Annotated in this window: 16 protein-coding genes; all 16 read left to right on the forward strand. The window is 58.8% G+C overall.

What is annotated here, in order from left to right:
- The first annotated feature begins 9 nt into the window (after positions 1-9).
- The 16 genes from DGA31_RS24110 (at position 10) to DGA31_RS24185 (ending at position 19053) form a co-directional block, all read left to right on the forward strand.
- Complete coding sequence (locus tag DGA31_RS24110) at positions 10-708, forward strand: DotI/IcmL/TraM family protein (RefSeq protein WP_109514238.1); 699 nt, start codon at positions 10-12, stop codon at positions 706-708.
- A gap of 303 nt (positions 709-1011) precedes the next feature.
- The gene (locus DGA31_RS24115; RefSeq protein ID WP_241509645.1) at positions 1012-1779 is read left to right on the forward strand and encodes a DotH/IcmK family type IV secretion protein; all 768 of its coding nucleotides are present in this window, start codon (positions 1012-1014) and stop codon (positions 1777-1779) included.
- A 2-nt stretch (positions 1780-1781) separates the two neighbouring features.
- On the forward strand, positions 1782-3125 hold the full coding sequence (gene traO / locus DGA31_RS24120; protein WP_109514240.1) for a conjugal transfer protein TraO: 1344 nt from the start codon (positions 1782-1784) through the stop codon (positions 3123-3125).
- Positions 3122-3805: a conjugal transfer protein TraP gene (traP, locus tag DGA31_RS24125; RefSeq protein ID WP_152035076.1), complete on the forward strand. Its 684-nt coding sequence runs from the start codon at positions 3122-3124 to the stop codon at positions 3803-3805. Before traO ends, traP begins: the two co-directional genes overlap by 4 nt.
- An 8-nt stretch (positions 3806-3813) precedes the next feature.
- Entirely contained in the window at positions 3814-4350 is a 537-nt protein-coding gene (traQ, locus tag DGA31_RS24130) for a conjugal transfer protein TraQ (protein ID WP_109514241.1), read from the forward strand.
- Between the two features lie 91 nt (positions 4351-4441).
- Entirely contained in the window at positions 4442-4828 is a 387-nt protein-coding gene (locus DGA31_RS24135; protein ID WP_109514242.1) for a DUF6750 family protein, read from the forward strand.
- A 51-nt stretch (positions 4829-4879) separates the two neighbouring features.
- The gene (locus DGA31_RS24140) at positions 4880-5839 is read left to right on the forward strand and encodes a hypothetical protein (RefSeq protein ID WP_241509647.1); all 960 of its coding nucleotides are present in this window, start codon (positions 4880-4882) and stop codon (positions 5837-5839) included.
- Positions 5840-5868: 29 nt separating this feature from the next.
- A complete protein-coding gene (locus DGA31_RS24145; protein ID WP_109514243.1) occupies positions 5869-8922 on the forward strand; it encodes a conjugal transfer protein in 3054 nt (1017 codons plus the stop codon).
- Between the two features lie 11 nt (positions 8923-8933).
- The gene (gene traW, locus DGA31_RS24150; protein ID WP_109514244.1) at positions 8934-10139 is read left to right on the forward strand and encodes a conjugal transfer protein TraW; all 1206 of its coding nucleotides are present in this window, start codon (positions 8934-8936) and stop codon (positions 10137-10139) included.
- The gene (traX, locus tag DGA31_RS24155; RefSeq protein ID WP_109514245.1) at positions 10136-10705 is read left to right on the forward strand and encodes a conjugal transfer protein TraX; all 570 of its coding nucleotides are present in this window, start codon (positions 10136-10138) and stop codon (positions 10703-10705) included. The genes traW and traX overlap by 4 nt, the downstream gene beginning before the upstream one ends.
- A gap of 67 nt (positions 10706-10772) precedes the next feature.
- Positions 10773-12917: a DotA/TraY family protein gene (locus tag DGA31_RS24160; protein ID WP_109514246.1), complete on the forward strand. Its 2145-nt coding sequence runs from the start codon at positions 10773-10775 to the stop codon at positions 12915-12917.
- A 110-nt stretch (positions 12918-13027) separates the two neighbouring features.
- Positions 13028-13666, forward strand: a complete 639-nt coding sequence (gene excA / locus DGA31_RS24165) for a plasmid IncI1-type surface exclusion protein ExcA (protein ID WP_109514247.1) — start codon at positions 13028-13030, stop codon at positions 13664-13666.
- 114 nt (positions 13667-13780) lie between these two features.
- Positions 13781-14974 (forward strand): secretion/conjugation apparatus DotM-related subunit, encoded by a 1194-nt coding sequence (locus tag DGA31_RS24170; RefSeq protein WP_152035077.1) that lies wholly within the window; start codon positions 13781-13783, stop codon positions 14972-14974.
- A gap of 76 nt (positions 14975-15050) precedes the next feature.
- Positions 15051-16157, forward strand: coding sequence for a DsbC family protein (locus DGA31_RS24175; RefSeq protein WP_109514249.1), 1107 nt, complete (start codon positions 15051-15053; stop codon positions 16155-16157).
- Between the two features lie 49 nt (positions 16158-16206).
- Positions 16207-18399: an F-type conjugative transfer protein TrbC gene (gene trbC / locus DGA31_RS24180; RefSeq protein ID WP_241509648.1), complete on the forward strand. Its 2193-nt coding sequence runs from the start codon at positions 16207-16209 to the stop codon at positions 18397-18399.
- A 99-nt stretch (positions 18400-18498) separates the two neighbouring features.
- Positions 18499-19053, forward strand: coding sequence for a single-stranded DNA-binding protein (locus tag DGA31_RS24185; protein ID WP_109514251.1), 555 nt, complete (start codon positions 18499-18501; stop codon positions 19051-19053).
- Positions 19054-19513 lie beyond the last annotated feature (460 nt).

The raw sequence follows: 19513 nt of genomic DNA on the forward strand, positions 1-19513 counted from the left end.
GGATGATCGATGCAAAATCTAAAGGAAGACAACGAGGCTGACAGAGAGGCCGTCGATCAGACTATCGAACAGTTGGAGCGCTCGTATGTGCATGCCCTCACCGCACAACGACAACGTGAACTGGGCGCAGAGTTTGCTCATCGCTGCCTGAAAGCCCTGATCTGGGTGGCGATGGCACTGGTTCTGGCATTGGCGCTGATCGCCTTTTTAGGCTGGCAGGTCGCTTATCCCCCAATCCAGTACTTCGCAACGGAAAACGGGCGGGTCGTGCCCATTCAGTCGACCGATAAGCCAGCGTTCAGTGACCAGGATGTCTCGGCGTTTGGCGCCGATACCATCCGGGAAAGCTTCACGCTGGACTTCGTCAACTTCCGTAACCAGACCACCCGGCTTACCGGGCGCTACTCGGACATCGGCTACCAGGACTATTACAAGGCGCTTGTCGCGTCCAACGTATTGGATTCGGTAGAGAAGCGACGGATGAATATGTCGGTCGAGGTTGGCCCCGGCGTCATCCGAAGCAAAGGTCTACTGGGCGATGTATTCACCTGGGAATATCAATACCCGGTCACGCTGCGGCTCGATGGCCAACAGACCGGTAGCCCTGCGCAAAGCTTCATTTTCACGCTGCGCATCCAGCGCACCGATGTACAGGTCAAGAGCAAGGGTCTGGAAGTCACGCAGGTCATCAGCAGCAACGCCAACTAAGGCTTGAGCGGCAGCCGTCGGCCTACCGCACACCAAAGGATTCCCACTATGAAAACGTCAATCGCACTGGCCTTCTGGCTGGTGACGGGCAGTTATGCCTGGGCAGCGGAAAACAGTGACAGCCCGCCCTCACCCGACCAAAACCCTACGGGCTGGCTGTCGACAGCTGCACCTGGAACAGCTCCAGGCACTCCCAATCAACCAACGGGTCAAGGTCCAGCTGCACAACGCACTCCCGCGTCATCCTTGCCGCCGCCCTCGGGCAATGACCCATTGCCGCCGCCGTCATCCGATCTTTACAACATGGCTCAGGACAGCATTTCCCCACTGACCCCTGAAGAAGTGCGGCAACTGCGCAGCAGAATGAACGAGACCGAACAGGCCATGATCGCGCCGCAGGTGGCGGTGGTGCCGAAGATCAGCGCGCTGACCGTCGACCTGGCCCCCGGTGCCAGCTTGCCGCTGGTGCGTACGGCGGTGAACTACCCCAGCTCGATCAGCTTTATCGACAGTACGGGAGCCCCCTGGAACCTGGGGGCCGCGCCGGTCGTGGGAAATCCTGCCTTCAATGCCTACTGGCTGCCCAACAGTCCGGTCATGGTAGTGAACGCCTCCCGGCCCTATGTCAGCGGCAACATCACGGTGTACCTCGAAGGCCTGTCAGTGCCGATCGTGCTTAACGTCACCAGCGGCGAATCGGACAGCACGGCCAAGACCTGGGCCGTGGACAGTCGCCTGGATCTGCGAGTGCCACGACGTGGCCCGCAAGCCATTGCCGGGGCTGCACCGCAATCACGCATCGGCCTGCACGACAGCACGTTGCAGGCGTTTCTTGATGGCATACCGCCCAAAGAGGCCCGTCGGCTCAAGACCTCGGGCGCAGTGCCCGACACCACTGTCTGGCAATTGGGCGACGACCTGTACATCCGTTCGCGTGCAGACATCCGTGATGAGTTCGAGGCCACCCTGTCGTCCGCCGATGGCACCCATCTCTGGAAGCTGCCGGTGACGCCGTATGTCTCGTTTTCGGTGATGGGTCGCACCTCAGCCCTCAACGTGGAACTGGAGTAGATATGGCGATTGAAGAGGATGCAGGTCGGGCCACCAAACTTACCCTGGGTATAGGCGTGGCCCTGGTGGCGGGTGTGGCTATTGGGGGCTACGCGCTATGGGGCTGGTACGTTCAGCCCCCGGCTCCAGAATCCAACATCAGCCTGGAGCGAGTTGCTGGAACGGTTGAGTCAGACACTGAAGAAACCCCGGCGTACCGGGGGCTTTTGGAGCAGTACAACCGTAATGGCGTGCAACAGGCCCAAGCGCAAAACGAAAGCTTCATTGCCAGCATGCCGATGGCCCAGGAGCCTATTGTTATCCAGCCCAGGTCGGAGCCTCCCCCCTTACCGGATCCGGAGCAGGAGGCACTCAAACAAACCCAGGCGAGCACGCCACTGGACGAGCGAAAGCTGGAGGCCTTGAGCAATTTTCTCAAGCGCCTGGAAGATCAGCGTGCGCTGGAAAGCACGGGTTTGCAGACAGCGCGTCTGCTGGGTGAGTCCGGTGACAGCTACCTGGCCTGGAGCGAGAGCCTCAACGGCGGACGGCGTAACACGGCGATGACGGCGAACACTGCCGGCAGCGCGCCAGGTGCCACGGGATACGGGGCGGACTCACCGGCGCCCGTTGAAGTCATCGCGCCGTACTGGCGGGGTCCAGGCGAGATCGATATTGGTATCGATTCGGATAACAGCACCACGCCTGTACTGGCTCGTATCAACACCGGCAAGCATGCCGGCATCGTGCTCAAGGCCTCAGACGGCGCCAAGCTGACGGGTGAGGGGGTAGTCATTCACTTCACCGAAATGGCCTACAAGGGCGTCAACTACAAGGTCGATGCCTATGCGCTGCAGGAAGACAGCCTGTTGGCCAACGTGGCTTCCGATGTGAATCACCGCTACATGTCGCGCATCGTGCTGCCGGCCTTACTCAACGGAATCGGCAGCGTAGGGGAGCTGTACTCGCAGGCCAATACCGAGGTGATCAGCAATGGATTCAGCACTGAGGTAGTGCGCCCCGGTCTGCCGGATGGTGCGGCGGTGCTGGGATCCATGGCCGGTGGGGCAGCCAGCCAGGCGGCGAAGGTCCTGAGCGAAGACGCCGCCCGTGTGCCGGCAACGCAGGTGACGGTCACCAAGGGCCAGGTGGTCGCCATCCAGTTCATGCGCGGCGTGTATTCGGGTGACGCCATTGCACCGGGTGAAGGCGGCGACACGGTCAAGGCCTCAATACCGCTTCGTGCTTCAACCGGCTCTGCCAATTCGACAACCAGCCCTGCCAACCCAACGACGCCTGAGCAGTGGCGGGCCGCGGCCCGTTCGCAGATTCAGGCCCAGCAACAGCTTCTGGAGCGCAATCAATGAGTGAGTTCAGCCCACAGGCAGTGCCTGAACCGATAGTGCCACCGGCATCACGTCAATCGTCGCGACCGGCCAGCGAATGGCTGACAAAGCCAGTCCTGATGGGGCAATCAGCCCCCTGGCTGGCCTTGTACGCGGTGGTTCTTATAGCGGCAGGCTGGTACCTGTTTGCGCCGGAAAGCTCTCCGTCGACAAACAGCCTGGCCTTTGCCGAGCAGGACATGGTGGCCAATCAACCCACGATGTCGATGCCCCGCTTTGATACCAATCCCACTCAGATACAAGATCAGGTGGTGACGATGGTGACGGGCGTGCGCACTTACGCCGAAACCAACCGTGATGCCATCACAAAGTTGGCTGCCACGGTGAAATCGCTGACGGAATCACAGGCGGCTCTCAAGCAGCAAATCAGCGAACTGCAGGCGCACAACGCATTGCTCTCGGCTCGACCCGCAGCGCGAGCGGTTAATCGCACAAACCCGTCGAGGACCACCAACGCCGCAGGCACTCCTTCACCGTTGGCCGGTATGCGCGTCAGTGCCATCCAGAACGGAATGGCCTGGGTGACCTGGCAGGAAAAAACCTGGGCGGTGCAGGTGGGTGACACCCTGGGGCCAGTGACAGTCACCGGCATTGATGCCAAGTCGCGGCGGGTCCGCACCAGTGCGGGCCTGCTGGAATGAGGTGATCGATGAACGGCTCAAAAGACGCGATCCAAATCCTGGTGGCCCTTGCCAACGGCCTGCTGAGCGCTTTCGTTCAGCTGATGTTTTCCCTGGGCGCGCTGTTTGCGGTGGTCGGAGCGGTTATCTACCTGTCGCAACACGCCAGTATGAAAAAAGCCCCTGGTCAGACGCAGGGCAGCGGCAAGGTGATTGCCTGGCTGCTGCTGTGTGGTGGCCTGGCCGGACTGGACCAGATGATCGAGGCCGGTGCCCGGCAACTGGGCTGGAAGGGGGTCACGTTCACCGCGATCAGCTACGTCAACGTGGGCACCTTTGGTGTGGCGGCCGATGCGGCCAACGCCATGCTCACCCTGGTGCGCATGTTGGGGGTGATGTTTGCCCTGCAAGGCCTGCTCAGCTGGAGGCGCTCACTCAAGGACGGCCACACCGGTCTGTCAGCCGGTGAAGATGTCAACAAAGGCACTATCAAGTTCATCCTGGGCGTGCTGTGTGTCTGTAATCCCTATCTGCTCGATGCATTGAAGAAAACCCTGGGCCTCTGAGCCCTGCGCATTCATGCGCACCCCTGTTTTTGCTGCACCCCCTCACGTCGCTGTACCCCTCACCTCAAATCGTAATCAAGGAAATCTGGCCATGCCAAACAACATGCTGCTGTCTGCCTGCGTGCGCGCAACCCTGCTCAAAGAAAAACTGGCTGCTCGCTGCGTCAAGAGCCTCACGGTGATGGCGGCAGTCTCGCCGGTCACTGCCTTCGCCGCTACTGACATTGCCGGGATGGCCAACGCTGCCGCCGTCGGCAGTAAGTCGGGTCTCAAATCTGTCCTGACCATCGCCCAGTTCATCGGCGTGGTCTTTGTCGGTGGCGGCCTGATCGCGGCCAAGAACAAGAAGGACAACCCCCAGATCAAGGTCAGTCACATCGCCGGTGCCATCGCGTTCGGCGTCATGCTGATCGCGATCCCGGAGATCATCAAACGCTCTCAAGCGCAGATGGGCCTGACCCCAATCACTGTCGGTTAACCAGGACTTCTGGAGGTGGCCACGGCCACCTCCAGAAGGGAGGGTTCAAAGATGGAAAGAGATGCCATTCTGATCGGAAATAATGGGGTCGAGATAACTGGTGCTGATTTCGAGAGCGGTAGTTATGAGCCCAGTGGGTATGAGCCTTATGCATACGATAGCGATTACCATGCGCTGTCGCTTTGCGAGCCGGAAGACGATCTAGGCTCTTACGAGAATCACAATGACAACGGCGGCACCGGCGACGATCACATTGAATACGCAGGATCACCCCAACCGGCTCAGGCACTGCTGAAAACAGTTGTTGATGTCGATAAGGCCATGGTCGCCGTACGGGAAATCAAGGATCGTCCGGATCAGGCGCCGCTGATGCCTCTGGAGCTGGATGTCAGTGGGGAAACCGAATCTCCGGTGCCCATTTCAGTCCCTGGAAACCAGTGTGCCTGCTGTGGCCTGCAGACAAACAAACTGTGGCAGGGCGCACGCACCGGTCTTGATGAACCTCACGCCGTTTGCACCCTGTGCTACCTCACCGGCCACCTGGACAGCCCCACGGCAGCGCACGGGCAACTGGCTTACCTGCCGGGCCTGGCCCCGGAAAACGCCATCCACCTGCAGCGCCGTGCTTTGCTGGCCATCCTGGGCGGCACTGAAGAACAACAGGCAGAAGGCGAGCGCATCTGGAGCTGGATGAACCAGCATGCTCGCGAGGTGGAAGTGAACTGGGGCACGGCGCGTGCCGGCGAGATTGCCCATGCCCTGAAACGCCTGTCGCCCGGCAAGCGCAACCAGCTGCAGCAGCGCCTGGCGGGCTGCGTGCTGATGCTGCCGGCAGACATGTTCAGCGATCTGTCTCTGCTACTGCCAGCCAATAGAACCGTCGAGTCCGTGCTGACCTCGTACAGCTGGGCCACTTATACCCGCAGTGATTTGTACGTCGAGCCTGTAATGGCCTCATCTGAGTCTGAAGATGAGCAAGCCCCTGACGATCTTCCCGCTGACCGCCCATAACAGGCAGGTCCATACCCGGAGTGAAATCCATGTCGAGCCTTGTGCGCTGGGTTGAAAACCTGATCACCACCGCGTCGCGCTTTACCGTTTCCCGAGACTTGCCCGACTACTGCGACCTGCAGACTGTGATCCGCCTGACGGAGGATGACCGGGTCCGTCACCCTGAGCTTACGGCGCCTTACATCATGGTCACCGATGACGGCGACTACTGCACCGTCTATGCCGTGGCTGGCAGTTTCTGCGACACCGATGAGCAGGCCGCCAAGGACCAACCCTATTCCTGGCAAGGCCGTCTGGAGCGCATGACCAATTCGCTGACGGCCACGTATCGCCGGCACGGACACAAGGTCAGCCTGGTCTTCGAGTCTGATCCTGATCGAGGCATTGAAGAGGTCGATGCCCTGCTGGCCCCCCAGTACCGTTCGATCGAGCGCACCGGCATCAACATGAAGGAGATTCTGGACGAGACGCGAGCCAAGCTGGCCCCCTGGGTCTCGCGAGAGCGCTGTTACCTGGTGTGCTACACCGGGCGCAATGCCCTGTCCGCGCATGAGCTGATCGACGAGAACAAGCGTCTCAACGACCTGATCGAAAAAAGCCCGAATGCACGCTTTGGTCAAAACCCGGTCCTGGCCGAGATGGCCGGTCTAAAAATTCGTCATGACAGCTTTCTCTCCTTGGTGGAAGACGCTTTTGGCGATAACGGTCAGGGCGTGATGCTAGAGCGCCTGGATGCCCATGCGGCAGGTCGCGCCTTACGTGAGCAGGTCGACCGGCTGGGAACGCCTGCAGGCTGGCAGCCTCTGTTACCCGACGATCCGATCATCCCGCACGGGGTGCGCAAGGGCGATGATCACACACCGTTTCTGGCGCCCTGGTTAAACTTCCAATTGCTCAATCAGGATGTGCAGACTCAAGGCAACAAGCTGTGCATCAACGGCATGTGGCACGGCACATTGTCAGTCGAACTGGGTCCACAGGCCCCGGCCAGCTTTGCCAAGCTCAAGGATTTGATACCCCGCAGCGTGCCGTGGCGGGTGCGTATGGACATCATGCCGGGCGGCATGACGGCGTTGGGCACGAAGAAAAACTTGCTGGACTTCATGGCCTTTGTCCCGCCGCTGCGCCCGGTGTGGTCTTCAATTGAGGACCTGATGGTGGTGGATAAGGAAGAGCCGATCTGCGTCATGACCATCATGGCCTCGACCTGGGGAACCACGCCGGAGGCCGTCACGCGCAACCTTACGCTGATCAAGCAGGCCTTCGAGGCCTGGGGGATTTGCGGTGTGACCCAGACTTTTGGCGACCCGGTACGGGCCTGGGCGGCAACCCTGGTGGCCTCCAGCAAGGGCAGCGGTCTGCACCTGTTATACCCACCTCTGTCCGAGGCGCTGAACCTGCTGCCGCTGACCCGTCCTGCCTCGGCATGGCAGGACGACGGCAACGCGCTGTTCCCGACTCTGGACGGCAAGCTGTACCCGGTAGGCCTGGCCACCACCAAGCAGAACAAGCTGACCAATATCATTTGTGGCTCGCCAGGTTTGGGCAAGTCGGTGTTGCTCAACAAGCTGGGGAATGTGCAGATCACCAGTGCCCAGCAGAAGTTGCCGTTCATTGCCGGCGTCGACAAGGGGTTCTCGATGCAGGGTCAAATCGCCTTGCTGCGCGACTCGCTGCCGGAACACCGCAAGGATGAGGCGATCGGCATCGTTTTGCAGAATGATCGGGCGCACTGCCGCAACCTGTTCGACATCCAGTTGGGCTCCCAGTATCCCATTGCGCCTGAGCGCAACTGGATCATGAGCATGCTGACCGCGATGTGCATTGATCCCTCTGACGGTGATCCACCCAATGCGCGAGATACCCGGCAGATCCTGGATCGAGTCATCACGATGGCCTACACCAATAACGCGGAAATCAGCCCTCGGGCCTATGATGCCGGCCTGGTGCCGGCTGTTGATCAGGCGCTGCGCAGCAGTGGCCTGCGTGAACGGCATCCTGCCCATTGGTGGGCCACTGCGACCTGGTACGAAGTGCGGGATCTGTTGTTTGCCGAAGGTTTTGTGCGCGAAGCCCAGCAGGCCCAATTCCAGGCGGTGCCGGAGCTGGCCGACATGACCAGCTTTTTGAACCATGAAAACATCCTGTCTGCGTTCGGCAAGGTGCAACGTGATCACAGCAGCGAGTTTCTGGTGGACTACCTGCGCCGCTGCATGACCGATGCGTGCTCTGAGTTTCGCATGCTGGCCGGGCGTACCCAGTTTGTGATCAGCCCGCAGACCCGCGTGATTGCCATCGATCTGAACAACGTCATGGGCGACGACAGTAAATCCGGGCACCTGAAGACCGGAATCATGTTCATGTTTGCCGGACATGTGGCCGGAGGCGATTTCGTATTGCCGCAGTACCGCGACGAACTGTTCCATGCGGTCTCGCCGTTGTATCACCCGCTGCACCACGAGCGCCTCGAGCAGCTGGACCAGGAGGTGAAAACCAAGGTGTACGACGAGCTGCACAACGCGGCCAAGGCGCCCTTCATCTTCGAGAGTCTGGAAACCCAGGACCGCGAGCAGCGCAAGTTCGGTGTTCGCACCGTGCTGTCCTCGCAGTATGTACGTGACTTTCCTAAAGCGATCCTGGCGTCAGCCAACTCGCTGTTCATGATGGAAGTGGATCCGCAGGACGAAGAGTTGCTGATCGATCATTTCAAAGTGCCCAGGGTCACGATCCGCACCTTTCAGAGCAAAGGCACCGGGCCGGCCCAGGACGGCAGTGGTGTGCCCTTCCTCGGCGTCTTTCGCGTCAAGGGCGACGGCACGCTGGCTCGGGTGCTTAAAAACGCGATGGGGCCGCTTGAGTTGTGGGCCTTGAACTCATCGCCGGGCAACAGCGCTTTGCGCCGGATTCTGTACGACGAAGTCGGCGGCGCCACGGCGCGGGCCATCCTGGCGAGCAAGTTCGCCCAGGGCACCGCCGAGAAACTGATCGCATTGCGACAGCGACAGGCCCAGGAAACCAATGCCACCAACGTCACCCGCACGCTGGCCCGTGAGCTGATCGCTCAGCGTGGCTACAACATTTAAGGAAAAAAGCCATGAATCAACATCGAATCGCGATGGCCGTGGCCATCGCGTTAGCGAGCCCGTGTGCCCTGGCGTCCGTGATGCCGGTCGCGGTGATGTCCAGTCTGCCGATTACGGTGTCGGTAGTGCCGGCATTGACCCGGATGCAAGCCACGCTGGCCGAAATCTTGAGTACCGAAATGCAGATCGGTACAGCGATCGTGCAAGCGAGCGACAAGGAGATTGCAGCGGCCAGTGAGGTCGGTCGGGCGCAACGTGAGGCTGACATTTTCGGGCGACAGACCGAGCGCCTGGAGCGTGCGCGAGACACCTATAGCGTGCCGGACAGCATCTGCAGTGAATCGGCATCGGGGGTGGCGACCGCTGTGGCCAAAACCAGCCGCGCCGGCGCATCACGCCTGTCGGGTGGCCAAGGTGTCAGCAACGCGGTGGTGCAGAAAACCGTCGCCTCCCAGCCGGTTGCCCCGCGTCAGGGTGGCTATCGCAGCGCCGCGATGCATGCGGCCTACTGCACCGCAGACGAAGCCAAACAGTACGGCGGCACGGATCTATGCCCGGCTGTCTCCAGCTTGCCGGGTGGCGACATCGAAATGCGCTCGCTGGTCGACGGCGCCGGTGCGGTCGGCAAGGCGCCCGATCTGACGTTCAACCAGGACCAGGTCGACGCCGCGATGGCCTACATGAAGAACACGGCACGGCATGACGGCGGGCGTGTGCCAGGCAAAGGCGAGATCCAGACCGCAACGGGCCGTGAGTACCAGGGGCTGATGACCCAGTACAAAGGGATTCAGAGTGCGGCCAGTCAGCCGCAACTGGACATGATCGCGGCGAGCCAGGCCAACCCGGCTACGCAAGCCGCCCTGACCGAAACGCTGCGAAGCCCGTCGGCAGCGCAATACTTCACCGCGACAGCGAGCCGCGAAGCGCAGCGCACAGGTCAGATGAGCGAACGTGAATTCGAGTCCTTCGAAGTTGGACGGCGCTATGCCAACACGGCCTACGAAACGGATCTGCAGCAGATGAGTGGCGACAACCTGCTGCGCGAGGTAGTGCGGGTGCAGAGCCTGGGTAACTGGCTGCAGTTGAGTATCAAGCACGAGCAACGTCAGGCCAACGTCATCGCAGGCCAGGCGCTGGCTCTGGCGGCTGACGCCAAGTACGTGCCGCAGCTGCAGGAGCTGTCCGGAAAAATGAGTGCGGGAGTCAGCGCGCAATGACCACAGAATCGAAAACAGAAACGCCCCAGAACACCGCTGGCCCAAGCCGGGCCACACCCTTGCAGCGGGTTGGCCGGGTCGGCCTGGATATGCTCAATCCACTTTCAGACCTGAAGGTGCTTTACGGCGGTGTGAAACCCACCTTGGGTCGGCTGAGCGATTTGCGCGAGCGTTTACGCAGGCCAAAGGCGGCACAAGCGTCCTTGACCTGGGCGCAGGCAGTCGAGAGTACCGGGCAATCCGTCGAGCAGCTTGCACGCGGCTATCGGCGCAGCCGGTATCTCAGCTGGTCGGTAATGATGCTGACGGGGGGACTGTCGCTGACGTTACTCGGGTTGCTGGTAGCGGTCGGGTTCGACTTGCCTGAAACGCCGATGCACCGCGCTGTCATCACACTGTTCGTTCTCACCACGGTCTTTGCCGTCAGTCTGACCAAGGTGCTGAAGACGAACTACAGGCTGTGGCAGCTCACCCATCAGCGCGTCAGCCTTGATGAGGGCGGCACGTTTGCTCATTACAAAGCAGAAAACAAAATATGGTTACAACTGGTGACGCTAAGAAGTTAGTAAGTGAGCCATTTTTCGTTCTACTCCCCCTCGTTTAACCCGCCTCACACACCTATCTGGATGCCCTATGAACTTCATCAAACGCTTTTGGTGGGTTGGCCTGTTGCTGATGATTTTTTCACTACCAACGCTGGCCAACACCGTCAGTTATCAAACCATCAGTGCGGCTGCACAGAAAAACACTGATCTGTCCCGCCAGGCACTGGTGATGATCTTTGGCGACGTGGTGCTTAACCCGTTCAAGCCTTCACAGAGGACGCTCATCGGGTCGCTGTTTGCGATTCTCAACGGCATCCTGGCCACCGTAGCTGTGGCCTGGTTCCTGACCATAACCGTCAAGGCTTTCGTCAAAGCGGGTCACGAGGGGCAGGTTTTTGGCCCTGGGCGCACCTTTATGCACCCGATCATGACCTTTTTCGGCTTCATGATGATCGTGCCGACGGCCTCGGGTTGGTCGATGTCCCAATTGATCATGCTCTGGGCCACCTCGATCATGGGGATCGGCAGCGCCAACCTGCTGACCAACCAGGCAGTGGACATGATGAACAGCGGGTACACCATGGTTGTCCAGCCTACGGCCCCGTCGACCCGAGCTGCGGCGCGCGGCATCTTCGAGATGAACCTGTGCAAGTACGCCACCAACTCGGAGTTGCGTTCACTGTACGTCGACGGGACCGCCCGAACCGCGTTGATGCAGACGCGGGGCAGCAACGGCCAATACATCACCAGCAACGGCAGCGCGATCTGCGGATCAGCCAAGATTCCGGAAACACCGCGCATCAGTACATGGGTGCCGATCTTCAATAGCAAGGTGAACACGGCGAGCGTGGTGAGTGCTCAAAAGCGGTCTCTGGACACAATGCAGGCCTCGCTCGACCGGGCAGCCAGTCAGTTTGTAAACGCCTTCCTGAGCAAGCGCGACAAGGATACCGGGACCTTCCAGGATGTTGAAACGCAGATCCAGACGGCGGCAGCGGCGTATGAGCAGACGGTCAATCAGGCGATCAACCAGCTCAACTATACAAACACCCTGCAGAGTCAGCTCTCAAGTCAGATAAAAAGCTATGGCTGGGTGGCCCTGGGCGCCTGGTATCACACGTTTGCGACGGCCAACAGCAAGACGGACGCTGTGGCCAAGGCAACGCCCGTGGTCTCCGGCAAGAGTCATCTGGGCGAAACCGGGACTGGTGACCTCTACAACCAGGTATTTTCAGCTTATCGCTCACAAGTCCAGAACAGCACGTATACCCCACCACTAGGGACACAGACTGCAAAGGACGATACTGAGGCCGCTTCAGTAGCAGATCCCAAGGCATCTTTACTAAAATTCTTCAATAAGCCAATGCAATACTTGACTAATGAAATAGCTACTTGGAATCTTGGCTCAACGGCTAGTTTCAATAGTCAAGTGAATCCCCTGATAAAAATGCAGCAAGTCGGAGACTACACGCTAGGAGCCACTGAGCTTGCGATAACCGCTTACGCAGGAACTTGGGCAGTGGCATCGGCGGCCAGTAATTCACCTGTCGGGTGGGCGTCAAGAATATTTTTTGTAGATACAGGGGCTGTCGTCAAGGATGTGATGGGCGCATTAGCACCGCTCTTCTTTTTTTGCATGTTTGCACTTATGGCAATTGGCTTTACGTTGGCTGTTTACCTACCCGCAGTTCCTTTTCTCACGTCCATGATCGGGGTATTTAACTGGATCGTCAGTGTGCTTGTGAGTACGGCGGCAGGCTCCATGTGGGGAGCCACTCACGTAGGTGCAGAAGAGGACAAGGGAAGTCGTAGTGCTTACGGGTATATTTTCCTGATCGACATGATGCTCAGGCCCTCGCTCATGGTGCTGGGTTTTTTCTTCGCTTCGGTATCCGTGATTGCAGGCGGGACGTTGCTGAATTTGCTTTTTGCTTCGGCTCTGGCCAATGCCAACGCCGACTCAATCGTCGGGCTATTCAAAATGATCGGCTGGTTGATGATCTATGCCCGGATTGCGACTTTCTGCGTGACCCGTATATTCGGCCTGCAAGCCACACTGGCGGATTACGTCATATCGTTCCTGGGTGGCCGTGATGGAGCTAACCTGATGGGCGGCATGGTCGACAACGTACAGAACATGTTTGGCGCTGCTGGATCGGGTGCAGGTCGAGCGCCAGGCGTTAAATTAAACGCACCTTCCAAGTCTGGCTCCGAAGGAGATGGTGTGAAGTGATAAGTTTCAGTAGTAGATAAATAATGTTGTAAAGTTTTGTTGGTATGTACTACTATGTATATGCTTCCTTGATGCTTTTTTAAAGCGAATACCTCTAGAAGGAGTTTGTCATGAGTGTTCGAAGGATTAGAACCGGAAAAGAGCAGTTTTTTTTCTTGCTGCAATTGGCTTATATACTTTTAGCGCTTCCTTTCTTGCTTGTAGTGGGTACGTTAATGGCTCTTTCAATGCCACCGGCAGAATACCGTGCTGATGGCAGGTTAGAGGCAACTGTTATACTCTGGTTGGGCGTTATAATTCCCGTCGGAATATTCTTCTTCCGAGTGATCAATAAGTCCAGATTCCTAAAGCGCGTGGTGAACAGTTTGCGGTCGCCCGAGTATTTCTCTCCTGAGAGTACCCACGAGATGTACCACGAGGGTGATTGCAAATACCTGGGAATCGACATTAAGAACGGCACCATCCTGTACATTCACCGGGTTCGTAAGGGCCAGATGGACGTCATCGGTATGAACCTGGGGGATTGGACGCAGCGCGAGCTGGAGGGGAATATTCTGCGGCTTTACACTAAATTCCCCGAACTGCCTCGCATTGAGTTTTCAACGCCCTGGGCTCAGCGCTGGTACGACACCTTGGGTGCCATGGAGTACAAGCGTTACGAGCACTCGCAGCGTTTCTCGGACTACGTTAACAGTCGCGTCGAGCAACTAGAGCGCGATAACAAGGTTCAAATCTCCAAACTGGCCTGATCCGTCCTGGATTAAGCCATCACTGGCCACACTCGGCCGGCGCTGACCTCCGCTGATTCAATCTCCCTGCACACCGGCCCCCAAAGCCGGTGTGCTTTTGTGTGGAAGACTCTTATGCAAAATCGACAACCTGCTGGCTCTATGGACGGCGACCAGGCGCAATTGCTAATGGCCCTCGCCGGTATCCTGATCCTGTGCGTGATGTTCTTCGATATTTTCGTGTTCTGGACCAGTTGGATCCTGTACTGGCTCTGGATCATGATCGACGTTGGCCCCCTACACCCGTGGGTCGCAGGCAAAGCCAATCTCCTAGTCAAACTGTCACAGACTGCTGAAACCGCGACCTTCGACGCGTGGCTGAGCGTCATGAATCAAACTTCAGGCATCTTGTTCCTGTTTCTCGGCCCGATCGTGCTCATGAGCGCAATCAGCCTGGCCCAGCATCCGATGCTGCCGTTTCGCAGCAAACGCCTGGTCAATGCCAAGACCCTGCCCAAGCTGGTCAGTAGCTTTGCCCCTTCTGTGATTCCCATCGTGGCGGCCTACGGCCCGAATGGCCTGAAAGACGACACCTCGGCCATCAATGCATGGGCCGCAAAGCCTGAAGAGTTCGCTGAGCTGCATGGACTGATTACGCGCAAGGTGCTCAATCGGCAGGCTGCGCAATCGGTATTTGAGGCTCAGATAGGCCCGAACCATAGCTATCTTGATAGCTGGTCACCTCATGAAAAAGCCTTGCTGGCTGTCTTCGGCCTGCAGGTGTTTCTCAATGACCGCAAGGCCGCCACCAAGCTGCTCGATGATCTGAACCGTTCCTGCGCTGTCAAAGGGCTGCTTCGTCGCAGCAACCCGCATTTTCTGCCGTTGTATTCGCTGGCCGACACGGGATTCTCCCGAGTGATAGCGTCTACGGGTTTCAAAGACCTGCTCACTACACATCGAGCCAAACGCACCGTTCTCGCAGGGCTTTACGGTCAGGATCTGCGCCTGCCTTCCGCTCGTTTTCGCTGGCTAAAAGGCGTGGATCGTACCCTGTGGTATGCCCTGCATTCGGCAGACACCATGAAAGTGTTTGTCGAAGGGGCCGGTGTCCTGGCCCAGGCACGCGCCGAAAGCCAGGCCCGTAAGCTGGGTTTGCCGTGTGATGTGTTAATGGTCAAAAAAGCCGTCGACGGGCTGCAGGCCGAGTTGGAAAGCATCGGCCTGGTCCACTCCTACGAGACTGCCCCGGTCGAAGCCGTACCAGAAAAAGCCGTACCGCTGATGGACGCGATCTACAGCGCCGCTCCGCTGCCTACCGAACAATAAACCCTTCCCTACCCAAACGTGGCTGCATACCCAGTCACGGCGAAGCCGTGCGCGTCTGACGCGCATAAGGACTTTTATGACCTCTATTCCATCGTCCTTTTCTGTATTCGTTGAGAGCCAGGTGCTCACTGTGGTGCATCTGGATCAAGGCGTTCGCCGCACGCTTTGTGTGGCTCAAATCAGGCCCCCTTATTCATTTCAGGTTCATGATCGAAGCATCAAGTTCATGACCTCTATCAGAGGCTACAGCCACCATCTAGAAATCCTGGCACCAGGTGGGACTGATCCGGCCGAGCTGCTGACCTTGATTCGGGCAGCGTTGCATCAAGACCTGCTAGAGAGAAAGGAGCGCTCCAAGATCAGGCGCTACCGGATCTTTTCCTGGACGGCCGGCATCATTGGCGTGGTGTTTTTGGCAAACAGCTTTATGCCTCTCATTTTTCCTGCAGACAGAATGGGCTTCTACACAGGGCCGAATCATGAGAGCTACCTGTCTGCTACCCAATCAAGACCGGATGTGGCCCAGGACAAGCCCGCCAACGGAGTGATCCTGGGAGGCCCTCAAACGGCCCTTCCTGTACAGGCACGCAACGACATGCCTACGGCACCGGCAGCCGACGGCTGGCCACTACCAGCACCGATACGCGCAGGCCTGCCTGAAAAACTCCGTCTGGCTGCCGATCGCCAACTGTTCACCATCCAGTACTCCAGTGGCCACGCCCGCACGCTGTACGTGTTCGCTGATCCCGAGTGTCCGAACTGCCAACGCCTGGAACCTGCACTGAATGCCGCTGCCGGGCAATACAACGTCGTGGTGTTCCCGGTGGCCGTGATCGGCAAGGAGAAATCCATTGCCTCGGTTGCCCCGGTGCTGTGTCTGCCCTTCGAGCAACGTAAAGCCGCATGGGACGCACTGTTCGACAAGACCGGCGACGTCATGAACCTGGGCAAGGCCAAGCCTGCTCCGAAGGACGCCGGGGAGCAGGCCGGTAAGCCCGAAGACTGTGATGTGGCCCGCCAGGCCTTGGGCGTCAACGAGGTTGCGTACCAGACGTATCGTATCCCTGGCACCCCGTGGGTCATTGCTGACGATGGTCGCTACGTCTCCCAGGCCGTGCTGCAGGATCCTGCGCTGCTGCAAGCCTTCCTGCAGGGCTCGGAGGTGATCGATGCGGACAAATAGTCACGCGGTCGACCGCGCTCGCGTCAACCGTCGCGTAAACCAATCATTTTTGACCGACTGGTTTATGGGGCCGGGCAGTCTGGCCCTGGGGCTGATCCTCGCAGTGCTGGGTGGCCTTATCTACCCTATATCACTGTGGCTGAGCCTACCTCTCGCGACGATATGGGCGCCGTCGTTGCTGTGGAACACCTGGCAGATGCCCATGCGCATGCCGATGGACATGGGCGTGCTCGATCCGTCGACGCAACGCCAGGTGCCCGGCAAGCTTTGGGGGTTTCTGCCCATTGCCGTGATGCGCATATCAATGGATAAGGCTGCCGGCATACTGTACATGGGCTATCTGCGCGGTAAGGATGCAGGCCGCGAACTGTGGCTGTCGATGGATGACATGACCCGGCACATCCTGATGTTCGGCACCACCGGCGCCGGCAAGACCGAGGCGCTGCTGGGCTATGTGCTGGGTCAGCTTAGTTTCGGGAAGGGCCTGATTTATTCCGATGCCAAGGCTCAGAACGACGTGGCCGCGGCCATCGCTTCCCTGACGCGCTTCTACGGGCGTGAAGACGACATCCGGCATATGAGCTTCATCACCGGGGGGCGCTCACGCGCCCAGGAGCTGCTCGAGGACAACAAGAGCCGTCCGCAGACCAACACCATCAACGCCTTCGGCATTGCCGAGGAAACCTACATCATCAACCTGATGGACTCGATGCTGCCCCCGGCCGGCAACGATGGTGGGTGGCAGGAGAAGGCTCGCGGCATGATCCAGGCCCTGGTCTTCGCCCTGGTCTACAAAAGCCGGCGTGAAGGCAAGGTCATGTCCCAGCGCACGATCCAGGCGCACCTGCCGTTGCGTGCGATGGCCAAGCTGTACATCCAGGCGGTGGAAGAGGAATGGCACGAGGAAGCGCGCCTGCCACTGGAAAACTATCTCAATACCCTGGCCGGTTTCGACCTGACCAAGGTTGACTCCCCTGATGAATGGGCTGCAGAGGCGCTGAATCAGCACGGCTATCTGATCGGACAGTTCACGCGCATGCTGGCCCTATTCAACGACACCTACGGACATGTGTTCGCACGCGACGCCGGCGACATCGATCTGAAGGATGTGGTGCACAACGACCGCGTGCTGATGGTCCTGATTCCTGCATTGGAGCTGTCATCCACGGAGGCGGCCACGCTGGGTAGACTGTACGTCTCGCAGCTGGCCATGATCCTCAGCCAGGACCTGGGCGAAAAGCTCGAAGGCAAGCCTGAAGACATCATGGTCATCCGCAAGTACAAGGACCGATTCCCGTTTCTGTGGATCGCGGATGAAGTAGGTGCCTGCTATACGGACAAGCTGGGCGAGCTGGCCACCCAGGTACGTTCGCTTGGGATCTGTCTGCTGCTGGCCGGCCAGGAGGCGCAGCGCCTCAAATCCGCTGCCGGCGACAAGGTCTGGACCCTGATTGCCAACATGGGTACCCGGATCACCGGCAAGATCATGGACCCCAAGGACACCCTGGAAATCCTGCAGCTCATGGCCGGCAAGGAATACCAGCCTGAGGTCAGCGGCATGGTGCGTCAGGGCGGATTGCTGGGGGGCAGTTGGGAGGATTCCGACTCACTCAATCTGCGCGAGCACCAGAAGGTCAGCGTTGAAGAAGTCCAGCAACTGCAGGAAGGAGAGAACATCACCTTGTTCAAAGGTGAAGTCATTCGTGGCAGCTCGATGTACATCGCGGATGCTGACAAGCTTTCAAAAGAAGCCATCCGCATCAACCGCTTCATTGAGGTGACACCACCCGAACTGGACGAGCTCCTGGTCGCTGCACCGGAGAAAGTCCGGCGCAGCTACCCGCGTGCGGGTCGCATCCAGCAGATCCTGCGCACCTTGAAAGTGAAGCCCGGACAGACCGATTTGCACAACCTGGTGCTGATCGACCCGGCCTTGGCCACCTTGATCGATCTACAGCAAGAGTGGCAGCAGGTCTGGTGCCGCCAACCAGGTGCCGCAGTGCGCAGTACCTTGCTCTGGCACACGGCGCTGAATTCGATTCCCGTCAAAGGCAAGGGGTACACGGTTCAGGTCAGCAAAGCGCATGAACTGGCTGTAGGCCGGCAGCGCCTGGAAGCCTACGCCGCGCAGCATGTGAAAGCCCCTGAAGAAAAGCCGACTCAGTACAAGCACGGCCAGCACAGAGCTGCACAGCACCAACCTGCCCCGGACGACCGGTTTGGCCCTGTCTGGGGCGAATAGCAAAGCCTCACCACAACCTCATCCATCACAAAACCCTGCTCAGGCCCGTAGGCACGCTCCTGCCTGAGCACACTACCCCAGCACATCGGAGTCACCCCTATGGCACGCGGCGTAAACAAAGTCATCCTGGTCGGCACTTGCGGTCAGGATCCAGAAGTCCGGTACCTGCCTAATAGCAATGCCGTGACCAACCTCAGCCTCGCAACCAGCGAACAATGGACCGACAAGCAGAGCGGCCAGAAGGTCGAGAAAACCGAATGGCACCGCGTGACCCTGTTCGGCAAGGTGGCGGAAATTGCCGGCGAATACCTGCGCAAGGGCTCGCAGGTCTACATTGAGGGCAAGTTGCAAACCCGCGAATGGGAAAAGGACGGGGTCAAGCGTTACACAACGGAAATCATCGTCGACATGCAGGGCACGATGCAGCTGCTGGGTGGACGGCCTCAGAACGACAATCAGAACCAGGGCGGGCAGTACACCCAGTCGGTACCGCGTCCGCAACAGGCGCGTTCAGCGTCTGCGCCTCAGCAACAACCGCCCCGAGAGTCACGCCCTGCCCCGCAACAGGCCGCCCAGCCTGCTGCAGATTTCGACAGTTATGACGACGAAATTCCGTTCATGGACCCTTACCGCTTCACCTGGCAGTTAGTGTAAGTCCTTGAAAGCCCCTCAGCATTTTGCTGACGGGGCTTGCAATGCTGTATTTATATACAGTAATTTTGAGAGCCAGAGGAATTTGACCGTGGTAGGATTCAGCGAAGCTTTATCTACGAGAAATACACGATGTAGATTTTCAAAACGCAGAAACCAAAAAGCCCCGCTTGCCGGCGGGGCTTTCTGGAAAATCTTGAACAGGCCCTTCGTCGGGATAACACCTGTTCAACACACATCAATGTGAGCTGATTATGGCGTTCACTGTGGTCTCTTGCAAGCCGCAAAATGTGAAGCCGGTTAGCTCACCGCAGATACGCGGACTAATGGAAATGATTTCCTCAACCCCCTTTGCTTCATGCAAGGCTGAATTCGGTGGCCACCTTGGTCAGGATGTCCAGCCATGAGCCGGCTCAAAGCCGTACGGCTCGCCCCCTCTGATCCTCATTCGGCCTTGCGCCGA

Origin of the sequence: Pseudomonas ovata (genome assembly GCF_003131185.1) — a bacterium.
In the GTDB taxonomy this organism is placed as follows: Bacteria; Pseudomonadota; Gammaproteobacteria; order Pseudomonadales; family Pseudomonadaceae; genus Aquipseudomonas; species Aquipseudomonas ovata.